This window comes from Paenibacillus sp. 2RAB27 (assembly GCF_052115445.1).
GTDB lineage: Bacteria > Bacillota > Bacilli > Paenibacillales > NBRC-103111 > Paenibacillus_E.
This window is the reverse complement of record NZ_JBFRGR010000013.1, coordinates 128,304-153,269: the sequence shown is the minus strand read 5'-3', so window position 1 is coordinate 153,269 and position 24,966 is coordinate 128,304. Positions and strand designations below refer to the sequence as shown.

General features: G+C 45.1%; 17 protein-coding genes. 14 read left to right on the top strand and 3 right to left on the bottom strand.

Going from position 1 to position 24,966, the window contains the following annotated elements; genetic code table 11:
* The first annotated feature begins 95 nt into the window (after window positions 1–95).
* The 4 genes from AB4114_RS18945 (at window position 96) to AB4114_RS18930 (ending at window position 6,081) form a co-directional block, all read left to right on the top strand.
* Window positions 96–1,013, top strand: a complete 918-nt coding sequence (locus tag AB4114_RS18945) for a carbohydrate ABC transporter permease (protein WP_441989880.1) — start codon at window positions 96–98, stop codon at window positions 1,011–1,013.
* A 19-nt stretch (window positions 1,014–1,032) separates the two neighbouring features.
* The gene (locus AB4114_RS18940) at window positions 1,033–1,896 is read left to right on the top strand and encodes a carbohydrate ABC transporter permease (RefSeq protein WP_441989879.1); all 864 of its coding nucleotides are present in this window, start codon (window positions 1,033–1,035) and stop codon (window positions 1,894–1,896) included.
* 33 nt (window positions 1,897–1,929) lie between these two features.
* Window positions 1,930–3,429, top strand: coding sequence for a sulfatase (locus AB4114_RS18935; protein ID WP_441989878.1), 1,500 nt, complete (start codon window positions 1,930–1,932; stop codon window positions 3,427–3,429).
* A gap of 84 nt (window positions 3,430–3,513) precedes the next feature.
* Window positions 3,514–6,081 (top strand): S-layer homology domain-containing protein, encoded by a 2,568-nt coding sequence (locus AB4114_RS18930; RefSeq protein WP_441989877.1) that lies wholly within the window; start codon window positions 3,514–3,516, stop codon window positions 6,079–6,081.
* A gap of 56 nt (window positions 6,082–6,137) precedes the next feature.
* Here the strand turns inward: AB4114_RS18930 and AB4114_RS18925 are convergent, their stop codons facing one another.
* On the bottom strand, window positions 6,138–7,691 hold the full coding sequence (locus tag AB4114_RS18925) for a response regulator transcription factor (RefSeq protein ID WP_441989876.1): 1,554 nt from the start codon (window positions 7,689–7,691) through the stop codon (window positions 6,138–6,140).
* Window positions 7,692–7,709: 18 nt separating this feature from the next.
* On the bottom strand, window positions 7,710–9,485 hold the full coding sequence (locus AB4114_RS18920) for a sensor histidine kinase (RefSeq protein ID WP_441989875.1): 1,776 nt from the start codon (window positions 9,483–9,485) through the stop codon (window positions 7,710–7,712).
* Window positions 9,486–9,686: 201 nt separating this feature from the next.
* On the opposite strand from AB4114_RS18920, the gene AB4114_RS18915 reads away from it, so the two are divergent.
* The 8 genes from AB4114_RS18915 (at window position 9,687) to AB4114_RS18880 (ending at window position 21,284) form a co-directional block, all read left to right on the top strand.
* Window positions 9,687–11,441, top strand: coding sequence for a sensor histidine kinase (locus tag AB4114_RS18915; RefSeq protein WP_441989874.1), 1,755 nt, complete (start codon window positions 9,687–9,689; stop codon window positions 11,439–11,441).
* 7 nt (window positions 11,442–11,448) lie between these two features.
* Window positions 11,449–13,014, top strand: a complete 1,566-nt coding sequence (locus tag AB4114_RS18910) for a response regulator transcription factor (RefSeq protein ID WP_441989873.1) — start codon at window positions 11,449–11,451, stop codon at window positions 13,012–13,014.
* A gap of 156 nt (window positions 13,015–13,170) precedes the next feature.
* The gene (locus AB4114_RS18905) at window positions 13,171–13,860 is read left to right on the top strand and encodes an ABC transporter ATP-binding protein (protein ID WP_441989872.1); all 690 of its coding nucleotides are present in this window, start codon (window positions 13,171–13,173) and stop codon (window positions 13,858–13,860) included.
* Complete coding sequence (locus tag AB4114_RS18900) at window positions 13,850–14,890, top strand: efflux RND transporter periplasmic adaptor subunit (protein ID WP_441989871.1); 1,041 nt, start codon at window positions 13,850–13,852, stop codon at window positions 14,888–14,890. The genes AB4114_RS18905 and AB4114_RS18900 overlap by 11 nt, the downstream gene beginning before the upstream one ends.
* A gap of 65 nt (window positions 14,891–14,955) precedes the next feature.
* Window positions 14,956–17,829: an FtsX-like permease family protein gene (locus AB4114_RS18895; protein WP_441989870.1), complete on the top strand. Its 2,874-nt coding sequence runs from the start codon at window positions 14,956–14,958 to the stop codon at window positions 17,827–17,829.
* 2 nt (window positions 17,830–17,831) lie between these two features.
* A complete protein-coding gene (locus AB4114_RS18890) occupies window positions 17,832–18,716 on the top strand; it encodes an ABC transporter ATP-binding protein (protein ID WP_441989869.1) in 885 nt (294 codons plus the stop codon).
* A gap of 182 nt (window positions 18,717–18,898) precedes the next feature.
* Window positions 18,899–20,194 carry a homocysteine synthase gene (locus AB4114_RS18885; protein ID WP_441989868.1) on the top strand — a complete coding sequence of 432 codons (1,296 nt, stop codon included), beginning with the start codon at window positions 18,899–18,901 and terminating at the stop codon, window positions 20,192–20,194.
* 178 nt (window positions 20,195–20,372) lie between these two features.
* Window positions 20,373–21,284, top strand: a complete 912-nt coding sequence (locus AB4114_RS18880; protein WP_441989867.1) for a M15 family metallopeptidase — start codon at window positions 20,373–20,375, stop codon at window positions 21,282–21,284.
* 59 nt (window positions 21,285–21,343) lie between these two features.
* Here the strand turns inward: AB4114_RS18880 and namA are convergent, their stop codons facing one another.
* Window positions 21,344–22,348 carry an NADPH dehydrogenase NamA gene (namA, locus tag AB4114_RS18875; RefSeq protein ID WP_441989866.1) on the bottom strand — a complete coding sequence of 335 codons (1,005 nt, stop codon included), beginning with the start codon at window positions 22,346–22,348 and terminating at the stop codon, window positions 21,344–21,346.
* A 365-nt stretch (window positions 22,349–22,713) separates the two neighbouring features.
* On the opposite strand from namA, the gene AB4114_RS18870 reads away from it, so the two are divergent.
* Both AB4114_RS18870 and AB4114_RS18865 read left to right on the top strand, forming a co-directional pair.
* Window positions 22,714–23,730, top strand: coding sequence for a Gfo/Idh/MocA family protein (locus AB4114_RS18870; protein ID WP_441989865.1), 1,017 nt, complete (start codon window positions 22,714–22,716; stop codon window positions 23,728–23,730).
* Window positions 23,731–23,765: 35 nt separating this feature from the next.
* Window positions 23,766–24,734, top strand: coding sequence for a helix-turn-helix domain-containing protein (locus AB4114_RS18865; protein WP_441989864.1), 969 nt, complete (start codon window positions 23,766–23,768; stop codon window positions 24,732–24,734).
* Window positions 24,735–24,966 lie beyond the last annotated feature (232 nt).

The window sequence follows — 24,966 nt, the reverse complement described above, 5'->3', positions numbered from 1 at the left end:
AATCAGGAAGAAGCAAGCGGGCTTTCAGACAGTGATTCATCGGAGCTGTCTGCCCGCTCATCTTACTCCGTTAACAGGCTGGAAGGAGAGTCACCATGAATGCAAGCCTAGCACCTCGTGAAGCTTCAACTGTTCCAAAAGTGAAGAAGGGACAGCTTGATAGCGATCCCATCGGATATGTACTTATCGCGCCATTTTATTTCTTCTTGCTTATTTTTGTGTTAGTTCCGATTCTCATGAACATTTATCTCAGCTTCACGAACTATGACATGAACAGCATGGATTTTATCGGGTTCAAAAATTACAAAATTTTGTGGGGAGATAAGTTTTTTTGGATCTCGCTCAAAAATACGTTCATATACACATTCTTTACGCTCATCTTTACACTAGGACTCGGCTTAATTTTCGCCAGCTTATTGAACAATAAATTAATCGGGCTTTCGTTTTTCCGAACAGGATTTTTCACACCGCATGTGACATCCATGGTTGCTGTATCGATGATTTGGTTGTGGATTTATGAACCATCTCGCGGCATTGCGAACAGTGTACTCGGATTTTTCCATATCGCAGGCAAGCAATGGTTGTATGACCCGAACTGGGCGATGGTTGCCCTTATTATTATGGGGATTTGGAAATTCGTAGGCTACAACATGGTGATTTATTTAGCAGGTCTTCAAGGTGTACCGCGGGATTTATACGAAGCAGCTTCCGTAGACGGGGCTAGTACGCTTCAGAAGTTTTTCCGAATTACGGTTCCAATGCTTAAGCCGATTACCTTCTTCCTTCTAATTACGGGACTTATTAATAATTTCAATGTATTCGAACAGATCAAAATTTTAACAAACGGCGGTCCGATGAATTCGACGACTACAATTGTTCATCAAATATATAACCGAGCTTTCGGGGAATTCCAGCTAGGATACTCTTCAGCAATGGCAACGGTTTTACTTGGAATTATTGCGGTTATTACCATCGTCAATTTCAAATATGGCCAAGGTAATGACATCGATTAAATAAGGTGGTTGATGAAAAATGGAACAAACCAAACCCAAAATTGCGCTCTCCATTATTGTTCTGATTTTTTCGCTTCTCATGATTTTTCCTTTTCTACTCATGGTACTGACATCGCTCAAAACAATGGGAGACATCATGTCACCAAGCTTTATCTTCTTCCCCAAAACATTCGTCTGGCATAACTACGTGGAAGCCATGTCGCGTGGGAACTGGAGTCGCTACTTTTTCAATTCGCTCTTTGTTACCATGATCACGGTTGTAGTCAGTTTGTTACTAAACTCCATTGCGGGTTACAGCTTTGCTAGATTGAATTTCAAAGGACGAGATTTGCTCTTCTTAATCTCTTTGATTGGACTTATGATTCCTCCACAAGTGACCATGATTCCCGTGTTCTTAATTCTGAGACATGTCCCGTTCGCGGGTGGAAATGATTTCTTAGGGCAAGGCGGCTTAGGGTGGATTAACTCCTATATGGGCTTGATTGCGCCTTATGTAGCTGGTTCCTTCGGAGTGTTTTTGTTCAGACAGTTCTATCTCGGCTTTCCGAAAGAACTGGATGATGCTGCGAAAATTGATGGCTTAACACGCTTCCAAACATTCATGCATATCTATGTCCCAGTAAGTAAGCCAATCTTTGCTACTTTGATTGCACTAAAGGCTACGCAGTCGTGGAATGAATACACATGGCCGCTGATCGTGACGAACGCGGATTCGATGAAAACCGTTCAACTTGCGCTCACGATGTTCCGGGATGAGACACAAGTGCAGTGGAATCTGTTGATGTCTGCAACCACACTTATTATTTTACCATTGCTCATTCTCTTCTTATTTACACAGAAATACTTCGTTGAAGGTATTGTTACATCGGGTATCAAAGGCTAATTTACAAGCGTAGAGAAAGAAGGGGAATTCAGGATGAAAGCAATTGTTTTGCTAATGGACTCCGTCAATAGGCACTATCTCAGTGCCTATGGTGCAGAAGGTGTGGAGACACCGAATATCGACAGAATTGCCGAGAAGTCGGCTGTGTTCACGAACCATTGGGCAGGCTCGCTCCCCTGCATGCCGGCACGCCGCGATATGATGACTGGGCGGCTTGGTTTTCTAGAACGAAATTGGGGCCCCTTGGAGCCATTTGATCAATCCCTGCCGGAAGTATTACGGGATAACGGTATCTTTTCACACATATCAACAGATCATTACCATTATTTCCGCGTAGGCGGGGAGAACTACTGCCAACAGTTCAATACGTATGATTTCATTCGAGGACAAGAGTTGGATACTTGGGTATCGAAGGTGACGCCGCCGGAGAAGCCAGAGCAAATTGGCAAATATTTGCCACAGTACGCGTTGAATCGTACACAATTCCAAACGGAAGAGGACTATTCTTCACCCAAGACCATTAAGTCAGCAATTGATTGGTTAAATAACAACAAGGATGAAGATAACTTCCTTTTATGGGTGGAGGCTTTCGATCCGCATGAACCATTCGACTTGCCAGAGCAAGAGCTGACGAATTACGGGGATGATTATGAGGGTCCCTCCTACTATTGGCCAGAGTATGGACAAGTAAACGTACCGGAAGATGCGGTTCAGCACATTCGCAAACGATATGCCGCACTTTTGACAATGACGGATCGCTGGGTAGGAAAGTTGCTAGATAAGATGGATGCCAATGGCATGTGGGATGATACGATGCTGATCTTTACATCTGACCACGGCTATCTGCTAGGCGAGCACAATTTTATGGCCAAAAATGTCATGCCAGCGTACAACGAAATTTGCCATATTCCACTGATGGTGCATGTGCCAGGGAGCGATTGTGCGGGGAAGCGGATTGATGCTTTAACACAAAATATCGATGTATTTCCTACGCTTTTAGAACACTTCGGAGTGGATCCAAATACATGCCGGAACAAGCTGCATGGAAAATCGTGGATACCGCTGCTGAGCGGAGAGTCCGAGTCGATTCGAGATAGCGCCATTTACGGCTACTTCGGTAAAAATGTGAACATTACGGATGGGAAGTATACGTATTTCCGAGCTTCACCACTTGCGAATAATTCTCCCATATACTTCTATGGCTCCATGTTAACTACCATTGGTCATTACTATGGCGCGGAGCAAATTGTGGACAAAAGTCAAATTGAAATGGGACCCTTCCTCAAGTGGACGGACTTCCCTGTTTATAAAATCGCTGGAAGTAATGTACAGATGAAGGACCAAACGCAAGCTTTTCATATCAATGGTGCGCTTATTCGGGAGAGTCTGCTTTACGATAACAGTGAAGATTATGGACAGCATCATCCTATCCAGGATGAAGTGATAGAGCAACACATGATGGAGCTCCTGCGCAAAGCATTAGCTGATCACGATTCACCAGATGAGCAATATGTACGTCTTGGTTTAGAGTAACATCGTCAGGAAGGTCCAAATTAATCCTGCTACTAGGACCTTCCTTTCGTTTACTATAACAAAAACAGCTTCAGGGAGGTTACGATGGTTAAATTAAAGAAAAATGTAAGCGGATTCACGAGTCTTGTTCTGGGTACTTCGATGCTAGTCGGGGGTACAATCGCACCTCTGAGCGCAGCTGCTGCGGAGGCAACGACGACACAAATTACCGTAAACCCAAGTGATGTAAAGCATCCAATTCAACCTGGTCTATTCGGTGTAAATCACCGCTATTTCGTTGATGGTGTGGGCATGTGGGATGCGAAGGAAAAGCGTGTGTTCCCTGAGTTTGATAAAGTCGTGAAGGATATTGGACTGAAAGCTGTTCGCTATCCAGGAGGGACGACTTCGAATCTATTTTGGTGGAAGCGTTCAATTGGACCAACGGAACAAAGGATGAATCAAATCAATCCCTACTTAGGAAATGGACCTGAGAAACCGAATTTCGGCTTAGATGAAGCGATGCAGTTCTCTGAAAAACATGGCTATGTCACACCGTACGTGTATAACATCGGGAACGGGAATCCACAGGATGCTGCTGACTTGGTTGAGTACCTGAATGCCCCAGCAGATGTTGCGCATCCATGGGCGATGAAGCGAGCTGAGAATGGGCACCCAGCGCCGTATAACATCAAAACGTTTGAAATGGGAAATGAAGTAAATTTCTTCAACTCCCAAACGTATTGGATGGAAGGGCAATTGGTATCTACCGACCCGACGCTCCTAGCCATGGACAGAAATGATCGCATAGCCTATCTCTATGCGAATGGCGGAACAGTGAAGTTTACACTACAGAAGACTGGCGGTATAGATGATTGGCGGGATGGAACGAATAAGGCAGATCCGACGGATGCGTCCAAAAGCAATGGCAAGCCTAATCAAGTGAAGTATGCGTACTACGCACCGATTGATGTAGGTACACCTGTAGCGGTATCGGTTGGAAACAATGTGTATAACACAGCAACTGGGAAATCGGATTGGGTTGGTGAAACGTGGACTCGCGTGACTAATTTGGTTGGTGCAGGCGATAAAAATGTCTATACGCTGGATGAAAAGTCAGGCGCTATTACTTTTGGCAGCGGTGGCAGCAATGGGAATATTCTGGCAGATGGGAAAGAAGTCCGAATCAGCTATCAGACAACACATGCAGGTTTTGGTGAATTTTATACGAAAATGAAAGCTGTTGATCCTTCGATTAAGATCTATAGTGCGATGGATAAAGAGTATGCGATTAAAACCTTCGGCAGCAAAGTCCCTTATGACGGCGTTGTTGTACATCCGTATACGTTCGATATGACAGGTCAAATCGCCTACAATCCGAATGATATAGCTACGTACAACAATTATTTTATCGCTGCTTCGGAGGATAAAATCAAAGAAGTGAAAGAAGTGGAAGAGTTATCTACGAAGTATTCTGGGCGTGATCTGAAAGCGATTGTCACGGAATTCGGTCTTCATGATTCTGAGATGAAGATGTACAAAGACGAGAATGGCGTTACCAAATCCGCACTCTTGTATGAGGGATCTTTAGGTGCAACGCTGCAAACAGCCAATATGCTGATGCAGTTCATGGATATGGACATCGAGTATGCGTTAAGACATTCTTTAATTGACAGATGGTTCGAAAATAAATCAGCGGTTCCGATGGCACTCTTCGATACGTATTCCTTCTTGCCTTCTGCGTCTGCCCATATGTACAAGATGTTTACAGCTATGAGTGGCGAGAACCAAGTAGCATCTGTCATTGCCAACAATCCGGTGCGTGCAATTACCTACAATAAAGAAGAGCGTAACATCAATAAATTGATGACGGTGGCTTCAGCAACGGGAAACGATCTGTATGTCATCGTTCTTAACCAGGATGCAACGGATGCCGTTAGCTCCGATGTGCAGTTGAAGGATTACACAGCGGGGACAGCAGAGGCTTGGACCTTGAATGGGGACAAGCTGGACTCCATCAACACGGATGCGAAACCGAATACGGTGAAGATTGATACCGCGAAGATGAACATCAACGGCGATCACTTTACGTACACGTTCCCAGCTCATTCGTTGACAGCCTTTAAAATTGATTCCAAGTGGAAAGATATTACAGGACACTGGGCAGAGAAGCAGCTGCAGGAAGGTGTGACACAAGGGATCATCAATGGGTATGAAGACGGTTCTTATTTGCCTAATCGTGCGATTTCACGTGCAGAATTCGTAGCCATAATGGCGAGAGCCTTACATGTACAAGGAAATACAACGAATGCAGGCTTCTCAGATGCTAGCCAAATTCCAGCCTGGGCATTAGCCGATATGAATAGCGCGGTCAACGCGGGTTGGTTGACTGGCTATGAAGACAATACCATTCGTCCTAATCAACTCATTACGCGTGCTGAAATTGTTTCAATTCTGGGACGTGCGATGAAGTTGGTTGAGAATGGTTCAGCAACAACGAGCTTCGCTGATGATGCGAGCATCCCTGGGTGGGCGAGAAGTTTCGTTGCCCAAGCCGCGGCAAATGGGATCGTAAACGGTCGTGAGGGCAATACCTTCGCACCGAATGAGAAAGCGACAAGAGCCGAAGTTGTCGTGGCCGTCCTTCGTATGCTGGCTGCAGCTGTGAAATAATCCGATTCGAAAAGAAAAAAGCTGTCCCCAGAGTTGTTTACTTTGGGAACAGCTTTTTATTTATGATACAGTTTGCTGTAATCTGATGGTTTCATCCCAACAATTTTCTTGAAAACCTGACCGAAATAACTCGGATTCGGATAGCCAATGGCTTGGCAGACGTTATAAATATTGGGGTTGGATTCTCTCAGCATCGCCTTGGCTTCATTAATCCGCAGATGAGCTAAGTAGTTATTGAAATTTTCTCCTGTTTGAACTTTAAAAAGCTGGCTGAGATAACTTTTATTCAGATGGAATTGCTGAGCAATTGACTGAAGCGAAATGTCTTCACTAAAATGTTGATGGATATAATCGAGAATGGCTTGGATGGTCGGGCTCATCTGAGCATTTCGTTTGTGCTTCAATTGGTGTTCGATCTCCATGAGAATGTGCTGAAACATAGCTAAGCATTCGTCCAGATGACGGGAGTTCTCGATATCCTTGAAAAAAGTAAGTTTCTGCGTATTCAACACTTCAATATCAAATGCTTTTTCATCAAGCCGGTGGATCACATAATATAATACTTCGATGAACCCATTTCGCATAGCATAGGGATCAACATAATGTTGATGGCGTAGACTCTCTTGGACAATGGCGTCGACATGCCCATAAAGTCCTTGGAAGTTTTGCTTATCAATGAAGTCGTTCAGCAACTTGAATTGTAATTCCAAACGACTGCTGCGTTCACGATAGTCAGCTCCTTGTAATACGGTGCCGGACGGTTGATAGAATCGAAAGCTTGATATCGCAAGCAGCTGTTGATATACATAATGAATGTCCTCCAAGCCTGAGAGGATTTCATTAACACAAAGCCAGTACTGCACATCATAAGGGGCGAGACTTGTTGTCAACCATCCTAGATCGTTAGAATCTGAATCATTCTGGAGAATGAGGATTTGCTCCGGATTCACCGCAAAGCAGCAGCCATTCTTCCACTCACTGAGTTTACTCTGTATCTCATCGACGATGACTTGAGAGATCACTTGGTCGGGTTCGACAAGAAAGGAATCTCCCTCTTCATATTCAAGCTGTACCAGAATTAGGCGTAACTGGCTGGATTGCAGCGAAATATCGAAATCAGACAGCTTATTTAGAATGACTTCACCCGTATCCGTGCTAGGTGACAAGAGACTTTTCAAGTAACTGAGCCTGGAAAAGCTGCTTGGTTTATCAGGGCGAATTGAACTTGCTTGCTGCAGATGGGTCAGTTTCGCTTTTTCCATCGCATTGACGAGGTCCGTATATTGCATCTTAGGCTTCAATATATAATCAAGCGCTCCCAGCTGTAGCGTATCTTTAACGTAATCAAAATCATTGTAAGAACTCAGAATGATCACTTGAATATGTGGGTACGAGTGCTTGAGGATGCGGGTAAGCTCTATGCCATCCATGACGGGCATGCGAATATCCGTGACGACGATGTCAGGTTGAAGACGTTCCACGAGGCCCAATGCTTCAACGCCGTTGGCAGCATCGCCAACAATTTCAAATCCACTTCGGGTCCAATCTGTCATATGAATAAATCCCTGACGCAGAAGCTTTTCGTCGTCAACAATGATGACTTTATACATGTCTTGCACCTCATTACATTAGAGTACGATAGGAAGTGTCAGGGCTACTGAGGTGCCCTTACCAGGTTGACTAGTGATCGTTAAACCGTATAGTCTGCCAAAATTTAATTTCAAACGCTCATCCACATTCCGAACGCCAATACCACTGAAACGTGAATGAGCTCGTTCACCTGAATCATCCCAAATGGATTCGATTTCTTGTTCTGTCATGCCTACGCCGTTATCGATAATTTCAATACGTATACCATCCCGATAGCGAGAGCCATAGACCGAGATCGTTCCCTCGGACGAATTAGGTTCAAGCCCATGGAAAATCGCATTTTCAATGATAGGTTGTAAGAGCAGCTTAGGCAGTTTATACGACAAAAGCTCTTCATCAATATGGTAATGCATCGTAATCGGATTAGACGTTCTAATTTGCTGGATATAGATGTAATGGTCCATATTCTCGACTTCATCTTTGATGCTAATGTACTCATGACTGCGATTGATGGTGTGCTCTAGCAGATTGACGAGCGCATTGATCGTCGGTTCAATGAGATGTGTTTTCTGTACCCAGACAAGGCATTTAATAGAATTGAGTGTATTGTATAAAAAATGCGGATTAATTTGCATCTGCAGAGCTTGGAGCTCCGCCACACGTTTCTCTTCTTGATTTTTGACTAATTCGCTAATGGTGCTCTCTAGTTTGTGAATCATCTTATCATATTCCGTTGCTAATAGATTCATCTCATTCACTGGAGCATTTACTTTGACCGTTTGCACATTGCCTTTGAGCACATAGCTTTGTATCCGCCTAGACAACTTGCGCAGCGGCAAGGAAAATGTGCGTGAGATTAATACAGCGGCAATGAGGGACAGCAGAATGCAGATAAATGCGATGTAAAATATTTTGGATTTCAGCACATCAATATCTTTATAAATTAAAGTCATAGGAATTCGTTCAACAATATACCAATTCATTCGGTTTACTTTTTTGTAAAGCGTAAGGTATTTCTGGTTATTGATCATGGAGACATTGTAATTTTCCTTATTTGCAGTCAACTTCTCCAAATTGGGATCATCCGCAAGCTTGCTGCCAACTAGGCCACGAGTGCTATTGGAAATAATATTCATGTTCTCATCAACGATAAAGATGTCTTTGCCTTCACTTAATAATCCCTTATAAATGTTGTATAAGCTAGTCTCTTTGACGCTAAGCACGAATACACCATACGATTTATTAGTGTTATCCGTTTGAAGTAATTTGGCAGCTGTGAACACATTGCTATCTTCATTGTTTTTTAAGAAGCTTTTATGAGTGCTTAACCAGGTTATACGGTCAGGCGATGCAGCTAATAATTCCTTCCAATTGTAACTGAGTAATCTAGTTGGATCGACAATGTTATTCTGATAATTCTGGGTATAGATTAAGCCATTTTGACCGATCAAAAAGGATTGGAAATTGAGCCAATCGAAGGCGAAGGAATACCGCAGCATGCTATTTTCTACTTTGGCTTGATCTAGCAGCTGCTCGTAAATATTGGTATACGTTTTCGTAAGATTAGCTTCAAGCTCATTATTCATATTGTAAATGTTAACGATAGCTGTAACTTGGTCAAGCAGGACGTTGATGTTTTTATCCATTTGTTCCAGTGTATCCGTATTGGACCGACTAACTTGGGCATCAAGAAGCCTCTCGGATACCTTGAAGGACACCAAGCCAATTGCACTCATGGGTATGATACTAAGCAGGATGAATGTAAGGAATAACCGTCCGAAAATGCTATTTTTGAAAGCTCTTAGTTTGCCCATTACGTACCCAATCCTTAAGTTGAATGATAACGATTTCAATTGATGGAAGTATTGTAGACTGAATGCTCTAAATAAGCAAGAAAATAGGGGGATTTCCCCGCATTTTAAACAAAAAAAATGAAGCTACAAAAATTTCCAATATGCTATGATAGAAAATAAGTTCATTCAGATAACTATCCATTCGCAAATGAAAGGTGACATATGCCATCGTTGTTCTCTCACCTCACGAATCGATTCCAACTTCGTGTGTTTCTCTATGTATTTCTGGCGGTTTCCTTGCCACTAGGACTTGTGCTGTATGTGGGCTATCAGCAGTTCACAGCTTACATGGACAAAACGGTCATGCATGCCGTGGATGTACAACATGATCAAATCATCACAGGATTACAGCAAGAATTACGCTATACAGCGGAGATGGCACATCGACACGCAGCGGACTACGGCCTAATTTCTTATACGAAACTCAACGATACTTCTTCACAGACTGCCAAAGAACTGAGTACCTATGTGAATAACTTGTTATCCGAGCAAACGATGCATACACGTTATATCGAGCAGGCATGTCTGACCGTTCAGTCAACCAATAGAACGTTATGTGCGCATACTGGGGAAACGGATGGAGCATTCGTTGCACAAGTGAAACGTACGAACAAACGTTTTGAGCCGTTAGGAGAAGAATCAAGTCGTAATAACGCCTATCTAATGACCTATTCGGAGTCAATTATAGACAGTTCAAGTACGCAAGAACTTGGTAAGCTTACAGTTTGGATGAATATGAACAAGGTTTGGAAGGAGTTCACAGTAAAGAGTCCAACACATACCTATGTATTGATGGATCCAGATCAACGGGTGCTGTATCGAGAAGGTGTTTACACTGGGGATTTGCTGCAAGGAGCAGACACACCAGTTGACAGCGTGTATAGGGATGGGAAGATGATTCATTCAGTGAAACAAATGGAGGTAACCGGAAATATTCCGTGGTTATCGTATTATGAAGCTCCTATGCCAGTAGGCCTTCTAGATGTATTTCCTAATTACCGTACTTGGCTCATCGCCCTCATCACTTTCGTAATCGCACTTAGCCTAGGTGGGTTGCTTCTCTTTATCAACGCTGTGACGAAGCCGCTTTATGTTCTGAAAGCATTAATGAATCGTGCAGAGCGAGGCGATCTGAGGGCTTATTGGACGTTCAAAAGTTCGGATGACTGGACGCAAGTGGGCGAGAGCTACAATCAGATGTTGAATCGATTGGAAGATTTAATTAAGCAGGTGAAGCGGGAGGAATCCCTGAAGAAAGAAGCGGAAATGGAAGCACTCCATTATCAATTGAATCCCCACTTTCTATACAATACATTGAATACGATCAAATGGGTGGCCAAAATCCATAAGACACCTCAGATCTCAGAGGTAGTTAGCGCGTTAGTTCGACTTTTGCAAGCTAGCTTAGGTAAAAAAGGGGACTTTATCACCTTACGTGATGAAATTGGTTTAACGCATGATTACATGGAAATTCAACGATTTCGTTATGGGGATCGCATTCAGATGGATATGCAAGTAGATGACATCACATTAGGTTGTTTAGTTCCCAGGATGCTCTTACAACCGTTGGTGGAGAACGCGATCATTCACGGCATTGGTCCAACCAAGCGTGAAGGCATGATTACGATTCGGACATGGTTAGATCGTGATCTATTATTTTGCCAAGTGGAAGATAATGGGGTAGGTATGCAGGTCGAAGAGGGCGGCTCAGCGTGGAATGCGATGGCTGCAACTGGAACTGGAGGTGCGCAGGCTGATCGTATGTTGAAGGAGCGCATGAGCGGTGTGGGGATTTCACATATTCGAGAGAAAATAAAGCTGATCTATGGACCCGAGTACAAAATGCATATTAGCAGTAAACCCGGAGAAGGAACCACGGTTCGCATGTTTCTTCCCATTCATCAAGGTGAGGAGTGAAGCGTACATGAATGTGCTTGTGGTGGATGATGAACCTATCATTCGGCAAGGTTTGCGAGAGTTGGTAGATTGGGAACATTTTGGCTTTACTTATGCGGGTGATGCAGAGGATGGCATGGAAGCATATGAGCTTATTGATGCCTTACATATCGATATCGTCATAACTGATCTCATTATGCCTCGAATGGATGGCTTAGCTTTAATACGAAAGCTCAAAGAATGTTCAAGACCGATCAGCAGCGTTGTCCTGAGCTGTATGGATGACTTCACTTATGTCAAAGAAGCGATGAAGCTGGGAGCCAAAGACTATATTCTGAAACCAACGATGGAGCCCGAGTCGTTAATGGACATCTTGGTTGGCGTTAAGCGCGATCTGGAAATACAGCGAAATGAGCGAAGGGAGCAGGGGCTGCGAGAGCTGGAGCTTGCCTCCACCCTGCAGATGCAGCTATCGACCCGACTGCAGGCCTATCTGCAGTCGGGAGTGGGCGAAGCAGAGCTGCAGGCTGAACTGTTCGGCGCAGCAGCAGGCAGTTCAAGGGCAGATGCAGCTAGCAGCCTAGTCAGCCTGCTGCTGCACACCGGTGCCAGCGCCGCTGCCACGGGCTGGCGCTGGACCGGCTGCCTCGCGGCGCTGCCGCTGGCCGCGGACAGCGTGCTGCTGCTCATGCCGGCAGCAGCAGCCACAGACGGCGGCGCTCTCGCCGCTGCCGCAGCGCTCGAGCGCGCTGCGCAGGTCCGGCTAGCAGACGCGCCGGACTGGTTCATTGGAGCCGGCGTCGTCCTCCGCCGGCTCCAAGATGTGCAGCCTGCTGCGGCGCTTCATGCGCAGCAGCTGCACGAGCGATTCTACGGCATGAGCCGGAATCGCCGAATTGTGCTTGCGCCGGAGGCCGCAAGCAAGCCAACTGCAGCGCTGCCGTATGACATACGCAGCGACCTGCTGCGCTGTATCGTGCACGATAACAGCGAAGGGTATCTGCATCACGCGGACGTTCTCTGCGCGAGACTGAGGGAGCAGCGCCCTGAGAAGGAGCGGGTGCTGCCTTTTATCCAAGAGCTGCTTGCGCTAGCCGCGGGTTATGCTCGTGAACGCGGCTATGCGGAGATAGATCGCTATGAAGAGTTGTTTGTACATAACAAAGCACTTCAGCAATTCGCCAGCTTTGAACAGGTGCAGCTGTTTCTTCTGCAAGCGATGAGCACGCTCAGCGAGCATCAAATGGCGCTTGGGAACGATCAGAAGCATCGCTCCGCCAATCCGTTTATCCGGAAGGTACTCACGTATATGCGAGAGAATTATGCCTCACCGATCAGTACATCGGATATGGCTGATCATGTCAGGCTTAGCCGCAGCTATTTAAGTGATTTATATAGTAAGGAAATCGGAGAATCTCTGAGTGAAACGCTGACTCGAATTCGAATGGAGGAAGCGAAGCGGAGGCTGCGTGCGGGCGAAATGAAAGTATATGAAGTAGCGGACGCCGTAGGCTTTCCTGATGCCAAAACATTTGCCAAAACGTTCAAGCGTGTTGTCGGTTGTTCACCGAAAGAGTTCGAGAAGCCGAATTAAACCGTTACGAAATGTCCACTTAGTTAGTATGGTCTCACAAAAACGAACAAACAGACACCTTTTCCAACAAAGGCAGTCTGTTTATTTGTTATGTAAAGGTTTACATTTATAGAGAAGATGCAGGATTAGCGTAAAGATGGGGTGTTCACTTTGACTATGCAGGACAATCAGGTTCCTATGGTGCAAGCCATTGGTGTAACACGTGTATTTGGAAAGGGGTCCGGTTCGGTTCATGCCTTGCGCGGAGCGAATCTCTCGATTCCCAGAGGCAGACTCGTAGCCTTGCGTGGAAGATCCGGTTCAGGGAAAACAACGTTACTTAACATCATAGGCGCATTGGATCATCCGTCCGAAGGTGCCGTTTACTTGGAAGGGATGGAGATCAGCACACTCTCTGAATCCAAGCGAAATGAACTTAGACGGAAGCAAATCGGGCTTATTTTCCAATCGTTTGCCTTAGTGCCGTATATGTCCGCTTACGAAAATGTTGAGTTTGGTCTGCGTATATCGGGTGTACCTCCCAGTCAATACAGGACGCTTGCTGAAGAGGCACTGCAATTCGTGGGGTTAAAGGCGAGAATGAAACATCGACCCTATGAACTATCTGGCGGAGAACAACAGCGAGTTGCCATAGCAAGAGCGATTGCTCATAAGCCTAAGCTGATTCTGGCAGATGAGCCTACGGCGGAGTTAGATAGTCGAATGGGGCTTCAGATTCTCAAACTATTCAAGGATTTAGTGAAGGAAGGGATGACCATAATTTTGACTACGCATGATTTGGCGATTATGGAAATTGTAGATGAAGTTTATGCATTGGAGGATGGTTCCATTGTCGATGAAGGTTAATAAAATCGCATCAAGGCTTGTGCTGCTATCAGGTGCTCTTCTCATACTTGCTGGCTGCTCGTTGCTGCCCAAAGAAGAAGAAGCGTTGAAGCCGCCTCTGGTAAAGCCAGTCAAAGAAAACTTTGAGCTGTATGAAGTGAAGAAAGGCTCCATTACGAGGAAAGTCAGTGCGATGGCGACACTAAGATCGAGCAGAACGACTAATTATTTTTTTAAAGAATCGGGTCACCGACTTGCTGGATTACGTGTCAAATCAGGGGATATCGTGAAGCAGGGGGATGTGCTTGCAGAACTAGAGCAGGGTGATTTAGAAACGAAAATTGCCTTGCAGAAGTTAAATCTGGAGAAGGCTCAGATCGCTTATACACAAGTTAAGATGTCCTCGACTTCGTCTGACCAAGAGTGGTCTATTCGTCTTAAGGCTATCGATGTGGAAGCAGCGCAGCTGCAGCTAACCAATCTACAAACTGAATTGGCGAAAACAAAACTAATAGCTGAAGCCGGAGGCATCGTTACCTACGTGACGGAAGCTCAACAAGGAAATATGGTGGATGCTTACAGCACGCTAGTCGTTGTGTCAGATCCGAGTAAGCTGCAGTTATTTTATGAAGCACCGGACAGTGGAACGCTTACAGGAATTGAAGTGGGGATGAACGTGGAAGTGAAGTTCGGATCTAATGGAAGTGTGGTGCCAGGTAAAGTGCTTCAGACCCCTTCAAGTGCTCCACGGAGCGATAATAAGCAGATAGCTGATAGAAATGCCAAAACGATCATAGTAGGAATTCCAGAAGGCACAGCTGGCGCAGAGATCGGGGCATCTGGAGATATGACGATCATCGTAGAGAAACGTGATAACATCCTTATTATTCCAAGAACAGGTCTCCGTTCCTATCTAGGTCGAGATTATGTGCAAGTGCTGAATGGCGAGAGCCGCAAAGAAGTCGATGTTGAGAAGGGGCTTGTCTCCGCTACGGAAGTAGAAATCCGAACAGGGCTAACGGAGGGCCAGAACGTCATTTTAAATAATTAGTACACTTGAAGGATAAATGCTCACGATGCTAGTTTTGCTAAAGCAAAACTTTTAGGAGGATTACAATGGCTTTATTACTGATGATTCTCCGCAAAATGGCAAAGAACCGTTGGTTAGAGCTTAGTTTATTACTAGGGTTAATTATTTCTGTCGCCCTTGCGAGCTCCATGCCGATTTATACGCATGCCATTTTGCAACGTATGTTGATCAAAGACTTGGAAGTTCAACAAACGAATACACAGAAGTATCCAGGACTTGTAGCTAACCAAGCTTACTTTGCCAAATCCAAAGAAGGCGATAAACGATTATCAGAGACCGATGCGCTCATGACCGATATGAGTCAACGCTTTGATTTGCCCATTCTGCTTTCTACGATAATCCGGGCCACGAAGACGTTTAAACTTACACCTAGCGATCCAAGTAAATTAGATCCCAAAGTAGACAGGTATGGCGAAATCGCTGCCATGACTGATTTGGAAAAACATATTCGTTTTGTTGATGGCGTTATGCCTTCCACAAAGCTCGTGAACGGCGTTTATGAGGCCTGGGTATTTTCAGAGTTGTTGACGAAGCAGAAAATCGTATTAGGCAATGAAGTCACCATCGTGGACAATGATTCGAAGCAAAGTATTCGAATTAAGCCGGTTGCCGTGATTGATCGAGCAGATTTCACAGATATATATTGGTCGAATACGTTGAAGGATTTGGATTCAAGATTTTTCATTCCATCTACCTTATTTGAACAAGATTTTACGAAAAGCAATACTTTTATGGATCAGTTTTCACAGTGGAGTATCGTCTTGGATTATCATCAATTGAAGTTAGAGGGAATTAACACCTTTATCGCGACTCAGAAGGAAATGGATGACTATTTTAGTCGAAATTTAGAAACGTATACATCCAGTAATACAACGGTACTCACTTTGCAATCCTATGGAGAGAAAGAGAAGAAGCTCCGTATCCTGTTATGGTCATTGAATGTGCCCGTTTGTATTTTACTTGCTTTCTATTTATTTATGGTTGCGAATTTGATTACCGATCGGCAGAAAACAGAAATCGCCGTGCTGCGAAGCCGAGGTGCAAGCCGAGCTCAGATCATGATTGGGTATGTGATCGAAGGTATACTACTAGGTGGAGTTGCTCTGTTAATCGGTCCTTTTGTAGGGCTGCAATTAACGAAAGTCTTGGGGGCTTCGAATGGCTTTCTGTCGTTCGTCCAACGTGCAGCCATTGAAGTAAAGCTAGGTCAAGAGGCGTACCAATACGGGTTAATTGCAGTAATTGCATCGGTTGGTATGGTGCTCATTCCCGCCGTACTCGCTACACGAGTGAGCATAGTGGGTCATAAACAAACACTCGCGAGGAAGAATAAGCTTTCATTTGTCCATAAAATATATCTAGACGTCGTCTTATTGGCTGTTTCCATGTATCTCTTGCAAAGCTTTAAGCGACGGATGGATGATTTGGTAGCTCTAGGGTTAGATTCTCTGGACATGAAGGTTGATCCACTTTTATTCGTCGTCCCCGCCTTTTTCATATTCGCTATGGGGCTTTTCCTGCTCAGGATCTATCCTTGGGTCATTAAGCTGATCTATGCAGTCGGTCGAAAATGGTGGCCGCCCTACTTATATTCAACGTTGTTGCAAGTGGGGAGATCAACCACCCAGTATCAATTCATCATGTTATTTATTATTATGACATTGGCTACGGGTATTTTTAGTGCGAGCGCAGCGAGAACGATGAATAAGAATGTGGAAGAGAAAATTCAGTATAAGAATGGATCGGACATCGTCCTGCAAACCGCATGGGATAATGATGCGCCACCTCCACAGTCTGGTCCGCAAGGAATCGAGAGTGAAGTGAAACCGCAAGGGAGCGAAGGCGGGGGGAAGAAACGCGTCCAATACGTAGAACCTCCGTTCATGCCGTTCACACAATTGACCGGTGTAGAGTCAGCGGCAAGGGTATTTAAGAAAGAAGATGCCTATATTTCCATTGGCAAAGATACGAAAAAAACGGCACTCATGGGGATTGATACCGATGATTTCGGCCATACAGCCTGGTTCCGTGATCATTTGTTAGATCACCATTTCTATGACTACCTGAACGTCTTGGCCACGGATTCCAAAGCAGTGCTGATCTCTAGGTCCATCGCTGAGGAAACGGGAGCCAAAGTAGGAGATGTCATTCGAATCGGCTGGAATGATGTGGAAGGCGCCACATCGGTGATCTATGGCATCATTGATTATTGGCCTAGCTGGAATCCGAATCCGATCTTAACGGCCTCATCGAGTTCAGGAAGCAAAACAAATGCACCGAAACTCGTCATTGGCCATCTTTCTTTTATCCAAAATAATTTAGCTGTAGAGCCTTATGATGTGTGGTTAAAGTTGAAGCCGGGAATGACAAGTCAAGCCTTATATGAAGCATTGGAGCAGAAGCGCATCTCAGTCACACGGCTAGTGGATACGAATATGATGGTGATTCGGTCGAAGAACGATCCCTTCCAACTGGCAGTGAATGGTGTTATGACGCTTGGATTCCTGATCGCAATTGGCATCAGCTTCATTGGATTTCTTTTGTACTGGGTACTCTCGTTGTATGGCCAGATCTTACAATTTGGTGTGCTTCGTGCTATGGGAATTTCCTATAGACAATTGATCGGAATGCTAGTCGCCGAGCAGCTTCTAACGTCGGGGGCAGGCGTGCTGATTGGTATGATTACAGGGAACGTGGCTAGCCGCTTATTCGTTCCTTTATTCCAGTTAACGTTCGATTCGTCAAGCCAAGTGCCACCTTTTCAAGTCAGCTTTGAACCGAAAGATCAGCTTCACTTATATTTGATCGTTACGATCATGATTGGGCTTGGATTGCTGCTGCTCGGCACGATGCTCTCCAGAATTAAGATTCATCAAGCTGTTAAGCTTGGGGAGGATTAGGTATGATTCATTGTGAGAATTTAGTTAAAATTTATAAGGCAGCAGATCTTGAAGTTGTTGCGCTGCAAGGCCTTGACCTTCATATTCAAGAAGGGGAGTTGATGGCCATTATCGGCAATAGCGGCAGTGGGAAATCAACGCTGCTCAACATGCTGGGAGGGCTGGATCGACCTTCGGCTGGCAATCTGAGTGTGGATGGGAAAGATTTATTGAAGTTTAAAGAGTCCGATTTGGTCAAATATAAGCGCGAAACTGTTGGCTTCGTATGGCAAAATAATGCCCGTAACCTGATTCCCTATTTGACGGCATTGGAGAATGTAGAATTGCCCATTCTGCTGCAGGGGCGACGCAAACGCTATCGTGCGCTGGATTTATTGGATGCTGTAGGCTTGAGCCATCGTAGAAATAACAAACTTAATGAGCTGTCTGGTGGTGAGCAGCAACGCGTCGCGATCGCGATTGCACTGGCCAATCAGCCTAGGCTTTTGCTGGCGGACGAACCGACCGGATCTGTCGATACGAAGATGGCGAATCAGATCCTTGATCTGTTTCGAGAGCTGAATCGCAACTTCGGTCTGACCGTCGTGATCGTTACGCACGATCCTCATCTGGCGAAGAAGGTAGACCGTGTCGTTGCGATTCGTGATGGCAAAACTTCCTCTGAGATACTTCGACGCAAATCGTATCAGGAAGAATTGCTGGAGCTGGAGCAGGGGATTATTTCGTCGGAAGAAGATTCCCATGTTGAATATGCAGTCGTCGACAAAGCGGGCAGATTGCAAATTCCGGCCAATTATCTGGAATCCATTGGTGCTGCGGGGACGAATAAAATGCGTGTAGAAATGGAAAATGGACGCATTATACTACTCCCTCAGGACAAAACGTGAGGAAAAGCCCGTAATCGAAATTCGTTTCGATTGCGGGCTTTTCCCTATTGGAAATTCTTGTGTTGACTTTAGGTAGATTATTCCTTTAAACTTATATCATACTATTTTAGTAGGAATTATTATAGTATTATTTCTTTGGTGGATCCCACATTGAATCACTCATTATCCTAGGAGGCATGTTCATGTCAAATTCGGAACGTAAACATTTACCAGAAACACTAGCGATTCACGCAGGTCAAAAGGTTGACCCCACGACTAATTCACGAGCGGTTCCTATCTATCAAACGACGTCCTATGTGTTCAACGACACCGAGCATGCTGCGAATTTATTTGCACTGAAGGAATTTGGCAATATCTATACACGGATTATGAATCCAACGACAGATGTATTTGAACAACGTATTGCTGCACTAGAAGGTGCACCTGCCGCGCTTGCGGTGGCGTCCGGTCAAGCAGCCATCACATTTTCGATTCTGAACATTGCTGAAGTTGGTGATGAAATCGTATCTGCTTCGGCTTTATATGGCGGGACTTATAATTTATTTGCCAATACATTGCCTAAATTAGGGATTAAAGTGAAGTTCGTTGATGCTAGTAATCCTGATAATTTCCGAGCTGCGATTACGGAGAAAACGAAAGCCATCTATGCCGAATCCATTGGCAATCCCAAAGGGGATGTCTTGGACATTGAAGCTGTAGCGGCGATTGCACATGAAAATGGTATTCCGCTTATCGTAGATAATACGTTCCCAAGTCCGTACCTGCTTAGACCGATTGAGCATGGCGCCGATATTGTGGTGCACTCTGCGACCAAGTTTATCGGAGGTCACGGTACGACGATCGGTGGGGTTATTGTTGACGGAGGGAAGTTCGATTGGGCAGCAAGCGGCAAATTCCCAGGTTTGACGACACCAGACCCGAGTTATAATGGTGTTGTATATACGGAAGCGGTCGGTCCGATTGCCTATATTATCAAGGCACGCGTGCAATTATTACGAGATTTGGGAGCATCCCTATCCCCGAATAGTTCATTCTTATTATTACAAGGCTTAGAAACGCTGCATCTTCGTCTTGAGCGTCACAGCTCCAATGCGTTGAAGGTAGCTCAATATTTAGAAGCACATGAGTCCGTGGAGTGGGTAAGCTATGCTGGTTTAGAAAGCCACCCGTCGTATTCACTGGCTAAGAAATACTTACCGAAGGGTCAAGGCGCAATATTGAGCTTTGGTATTAAAGGCGGCATCGAAGCGGGCAAAAAGCTGATACATGCTGTAGAGCTATTCTCTCATTTGGCCAATGTGGGAGATTCCAAATCCTTAATTATTCATCCTGCAAGCACGACACATTCGCAATTAAATGAGCAGGAACAAGCATCAGCTGGTGTATCTCCTGGACTTATTCGTCTATCCGTTGGAACAGAAGCGATTGAAGATATTATTTATGATTTGGAACAAGCGATCAATGCTAGTCAAAAGTAAACTTGAAACGTTAACCCGTTCCGCATAAAATATGAGAAGGCTGCGATTTAGGAGCTCAACCTAAATGCAGCCTTTTTAAGTTGAATGAATGATCGTCAGGTATGAAACTTTTTTAATTAAATAGCTGTCTATTACTTTGAAAAGCATATAGAACTTCTAGGAGGCATGAAGACAAGAAATGAAAGGGAAATGGAAAGACAACATGGTTAACAAAACGAAAACTAAAATGAACATATCGATCGCCATCCTAATGGCATTAACTATTGTGGCAGGTTGCGGCAATAAAAGTGATGTCATATCTACGGTTTCGCCTTTGCCAACAACAATAACAGGTGGTGCAACGACAGAACCAACGGTTTCACCAAGTGTTGGAGCGACACCGACGACAACACCGACGGCTTCGTCAACGGTTGCAGCTACTGCTACTGCGAAACCATCGTCTAGTCCAGCGGCTTCACCCGCGGCAAGTCATACACCACCTAAGAATGGCGCGGTTCAGGTAATTGCTAAACCGGAAAGTATTACAGCTCTGGTCAATAAGCAGAACGCGTTGCCTTCCAGCTATGAGCCGACAGATCTTGTCTATCCGAACATTGCATTTACATTTAGCGAAAAAATTGATAAGCGGAAAATGCGCCAAGTCGCAGCAACTGCTATAGAGAAGCTATTCGCTGGAGCGGCAAAAGATGGTGTTCCGTTAGCAGGTGTTTCTGCGTACCGTTCGTATGCCACACAGAAAGCCCTATTTGATAGTTACGTCAAAAAGGATGGCGAAGAAAAAGCCAAAACCTACAGCGCGGTACCTGGAACTAGTGAGCATGAAACAGGGCTTGCCATCGATGTTACCGGCAGCAATGGGAAATGTGCAGCTGCGGATTGCTTTGGTGGAACGAAAGAAGCAATTTGGTTAGAGAAGCACGCGGGTGAGTATGGTTTTATTATCCGCTACCCACAGGGAAAAGCAGCAATTACAGGCTATCAATATGAGCCATGGCATTTGCGATATGTGGGAGCAGACATTGCAAATGAAATCCAGTCGAAGAACTTGACGATGGAAGAATATTACCATACCGTTCCAGTTTCCAAATAAATGTAGGCTCAAAACCCCACCTGGACTTTTGTAGTCCAAGTGGGGTTTTGGCTTTGGTTTTACCATCCTCGTTGATAAGGTCCTGGTGGAGCAAGCTCGACACGTAAGTCACKGGCGGCTGATCTTGCCCAGTAAGGATCTCGTAACAGCACTCTACCTAGAAAAATAAGATCGGCACGGTGATTCTGAAGAATCTCTTCCGCTTGCTGTGGTTCCGTGATAAGCCCGACGGCACCAACAGGAATCTCAGCTTTGGTACGAATTTCTTCGGCGAAAGGCACTTGGTAGCCTGGGAAAAAGTGCGGAACGATCGGTGCATTGCCGCCGGAGCTGACATCAATCAGATGGACGCCAAGTTCTTTGAGTTGAGTCGCGAAATAGACATGATCCTGAGGTGTAAGTCCGCCTTCTACATACTCATGGGCCGAGATACGGACAAATAGGGGACCATCCCACCGGGTTTGAATAGCCTGAACCGTTTCACGCAAGAAGCGGAATCGTCCCTCTTGATCACCACCGTACACATCTTGACGATGATTCGAATAGGGGGATAGGAATTCATTAATGAGATAGCCATGCGCCGCATGTATTTCAATAACGTCAAAACCCGCTTGCTTGGCACGATCAGCTGCATCAGCGAATGCTTTGATCGTATCCTGAATGTCCGTGAGTGTTGCTTCCTCAGGTGTTTTGAACGTATCTGAGAAAGGGATGGCAGATGGGGCTATAATGGCCGTATCCAGGACGGCTTTTCTGCCTGCGTGGGCAAGCTGAATGCCTGCATGAGAGCCATGATGATGGATGGACGTGACAACACGCTTCAAGCCATCAATATGAGCGTCCTCCCAGATTCCTAAATCCCGCGTTGAAATCCGTCCTTGTGCAGTGACTGCTGTAGCTTCAAATATAAGTAGTCCCACTTGGCCAACGGCCCGTGAGGCGTAATGAATATGATGCCAATCCTTGATTTCACCGGATTCATCCGATGCATACATACACATAGGTGACATGACGATACGGTTCTTCAAGGTTATGCCGGCAATGGTGTAGGGTGTAAATAACATGCATAATCAACTCCTTACAAGGATAGAAATAATTATTTAATTGTATACTATTCCAGTTGGAATTATCAACTTTAAGTTTCTGACCACATAAGAATTTATTGGTTTCCGGTACATGGAAAAACAAATTCTTATTGGCGATAAAAACAACCTTTGAAACGCGGTCGCTCATCCTTGAAGGACTTCGATAGAAGTTTTTTTCATTAAAAAAGCTTGACGTACTAGACATTCTATCCTAATCTTCGTGTAAGATAATAAAACTATGCATGTCGTAATTTTGCACCTTCATCTGTCACGAATTCGAAATTTATCCGCTTTCATGCCCGTGATACAATGAACCCAAGTCACTTATTTGGAGGTCATTTAGGATGAAAGTAGCAATGTTGAGTTTCTGGCATGTACATGCAAAGGATTATGCGAAACAGGTAAACGAGCACCCGGATACAGAGATCGTTGCGATTTGGGACGAGATTGCAGAAAGAGGACAGCAAGAAGCTGAAACACGAGGTGTGGCCTTCTACGCAAGTCTTGAAGAGTTACTGGCCAATCCAGAAATCGAAGCCGTTGTTGTAGATACGCCAACCAACCTTCACCGAGATGTCATCATCGCTGCTGCACGGGCAGGTAAACATATTTTTACAGAGAAAGTCATTGCTCCTACGCTACACGAAGTGAACGAGATCCTCGCAGCAGTTGAGGAAGCAGGCGTGACCTTAACGGTCTCCTTACCGCGTTTGAATTCACCATCAACACTCGCTATTCAAGATATCGTTGCTAAAGAGTTATTAGGTCAAATCACGCTTGTGCGTACACGACTCTCTCATAATGGCGGAATTTCGACTACAGCGAATCCGAATGGCTGGCTTCCGCAGCATTTCTATAATGCCGAGCAATGTGGTGGCGGAGCACTCATCGATCTTGGCTGTCATCCGATGTATCTCAATCGTCTATTGCTAGGTCTACCAGTCGCTGTAAGCGCTTCTTATGGCTATGTGACGGGAAGAGAAGTTGAAGATAATGCCGTATCATTGCTCCAATATGAGAATGGTGCGTTGGGTATCGTTGAAGCAGGCTTTGTGAATGCTTTCTCGCCTTTCGTTATTGAAGTACATGGCACGGCAGGAAGCGTACTATACTCAGAGCAAGATGGCCGTGTCATGCTGCGCACGAACAAGCTGGAAGAAGCGACTGGACAATGGGTGGCTTACGAATCTATACCGGAGGCAAAGCCAACAGCGTTTGATCAATGGGTAGCACATATTCAAAATGGTACCAAAGCCACCGAAAATATCGAATTGGCTATAGACTTAACGAAGCTAATGGAAGCTTCCAATCTATCCGTGGCTAGCAAAAGCCAAGTTCGATTGGATTCTCTGGCGAACTAATCCTCACCATCTGGAAAGGAAGCGGTGTTTCCCCTATGAGTCAACCCTTTTACTTCGAACCTATGCTAGAAAATCCGATGGCGTTAGATCGTCTGGAATTAAGCTTCCGTTGGGGAGCTTACGGAATTCGAGTATTGCGTTGTCATCTGACTTCCTTTCCAGCTGGAGCCATCGTAAATTATCATCAACATTCCGAATATGAGATTCACTATATCCCTTGCGGCAAAGGGAGAGTAATTCTAGATKGGATTACACATCCACTCCATGAAGGACTGCTCTACGTCACGGCACCTGGTGTCATTCATCGGCAAGAAGCGGATGAGCATGAAGCGATGGGCGAACTATGTCTCCACGTGGATATTGTGAAACTATCGGATCAGGAAGAAGCAGGAACCTCCGCGATGTCCTCCTCTGGTTGGGGAGAGGAATGGGAGATGGCAGAAGCTGAAGCGTGTATCGGACAGCTTAGCGAGCTGCCCCATACGCCTGCAGTGGATCGCCATGAAGCGATGAAATGCTTCCTTGTCGCTTATGAAGCTTGGCGGAACAACCAGTTAGGTCAGTACACCGTTATTAAACAGTCCATCATCCAGATGCTATTAAGAACCGTTAGTGCATATAAACCGGAACAGCAGGGTGTTAATCTGCCAGCCCGTGATATGAAGAACTATCGCTATCAGATGGCGGTTCAATTCATTACGGACAACTTCCGTCGTCCTCTGACCTTGGAGGGAGTTGCAGAACGCGTGCAGATTAGTTCTAGGCAGCTTCAACGGATTTTCAAGGAGAAGGCTAATGTTTCCTTCAGCGAATACTTGGAGCAGATTCGCCTTAAATTCGTATGCAGCGAGCTGCTGCAAACCACGCTGACGCTGGAGAAAATTGCCGAGCGCAGCGGCTTCACGTCCAGCAATTACTTGCACTATGTATTTAAGAAGGCGCACGGCACAACGCCTAATGCCTACCGCGAGAATACAATGCTTCAACACGCGAGCACGATGTAACCCAAACAGAGCTGTCCGTAAAGTAGAGAATCTACTTCTGGACAGCTCTGTTTGGTAATTTAGTCATGCACTCCTGCACATTAGCAATCTAGCACATCCAGTACCTCATTCTCAACGACCCTCTAGCTACTCCAACCACCTCAAAACAGCAGTTAGCACATCAGCAAACTTATTTCTAGCATCTCAATCACATCTGAACCCTCTAGCTACTCCAATCACCACACAAATCAGC

Bases quoted from the DNA above. Each gene is read 5' to 3' on its own strand.
- AB4114_RS18945 (WP_441989880.1), top strand. From the start codon at position 96: ATGAATGCAAGCCTAGCACCTCGTGAAGCTTCAACTGTTCCAAAAGTG.
- AB4114_RS18940 (WP_441989879.1), top strand. From the start codon at position 1,033: ATGGAACAAACCAAACCCAAAATTGCGCTCTCCATTATTGTTCTGATT.
- AB4114_RS18935 (WP_441989878.1), top strand. From the start codon at position 1,930: ATGAAAGCAATTGTTTTGCTAATGGACTCCGTCAATAGGCACTATCTC.
- AB4114_RS18930 (WP_441989877.1), top strand. From the start codon at position 3,514: ATGGTTAAATTAAAGAAAAATGTAAGCGGATTCACGAGTCTTGTTCTG.
- AB4114_RS18925 (WP_441989876.1), bottom strand. From the start codon at position 7,691: ATGTATAAAGTCATCATTGTTGACGACGAAAAGCTTCTGCGTCAGGGA.
- AB4114_RS18920 (WP_441989875.1), bottom strand. From the start codon at position 9,485: ATGGGCAAACTAAGAGCTTTCAAAAATAGCATTTTCGGACGGTTATTC.
- AB4114_RS18915 (WP_441989874.1), top strand. From the start codon at position 9,687: ATGCCATCGTTGTTCTCTCACCTCACGAATCGATTCCAACTTCGTGTG.
- AB4114_RS18910 (WP_441989873.1), top strand. From the start codon at position 11,449: ATGAATGTGCTTGTGGTGGATGATGAACCTATCATTCGGCAAGGTTTG.
- AB4114_RS18905 (WP_441989872.1), top strand. From the start codon at position 13,171: ATGCAGGACAATCAGGTTCCTATGGTGCAAGCCATTGGTGTAACACGT.
- AB4114_RS18900 (WP_441989871.1), top strand. From the start codon at position 13,850: ATGAAGGTTAATAAAATCGCATCAAGGCTTGTGCTGCTATCAGGTGCT.
- AB4114_RS18895 (WP_441989870.1), top strand. From the start codon at position 14,956: ATGGCTTTATTACTGATGATTCTCCGCAAAATGGCAAAGAACCGTTGG.
- AB4114_RS18890 (WP_441989869.1), top strand. From the start codon at position 17,832: ATGATTCATTGTGAGAATTTAGTTAAAATTTATAAGGCAGCAGATCTT.
- AB4114_RS18885 (WP_441989868.1), top strand. From the start codon at position 18,899: ATGTCAAATTCGGAACGTAAACATTTACCAGAAACACTAGCGATTCAC.
- AB4114_RS18880 (WP_441989867.1), top strand. From the start codon at position 20,373: ATGAAAGGGAAATGGAAAGACAACATGGTTAACAAAACGAAAACTAAA.
- AB4114_RS18870 (WP_441989865.1), top strand. From the start codon at position 22,714: ATGAAAGTAGCAATGTTGAGTTTCTGGCATGTACATGCAAAGGATTAT.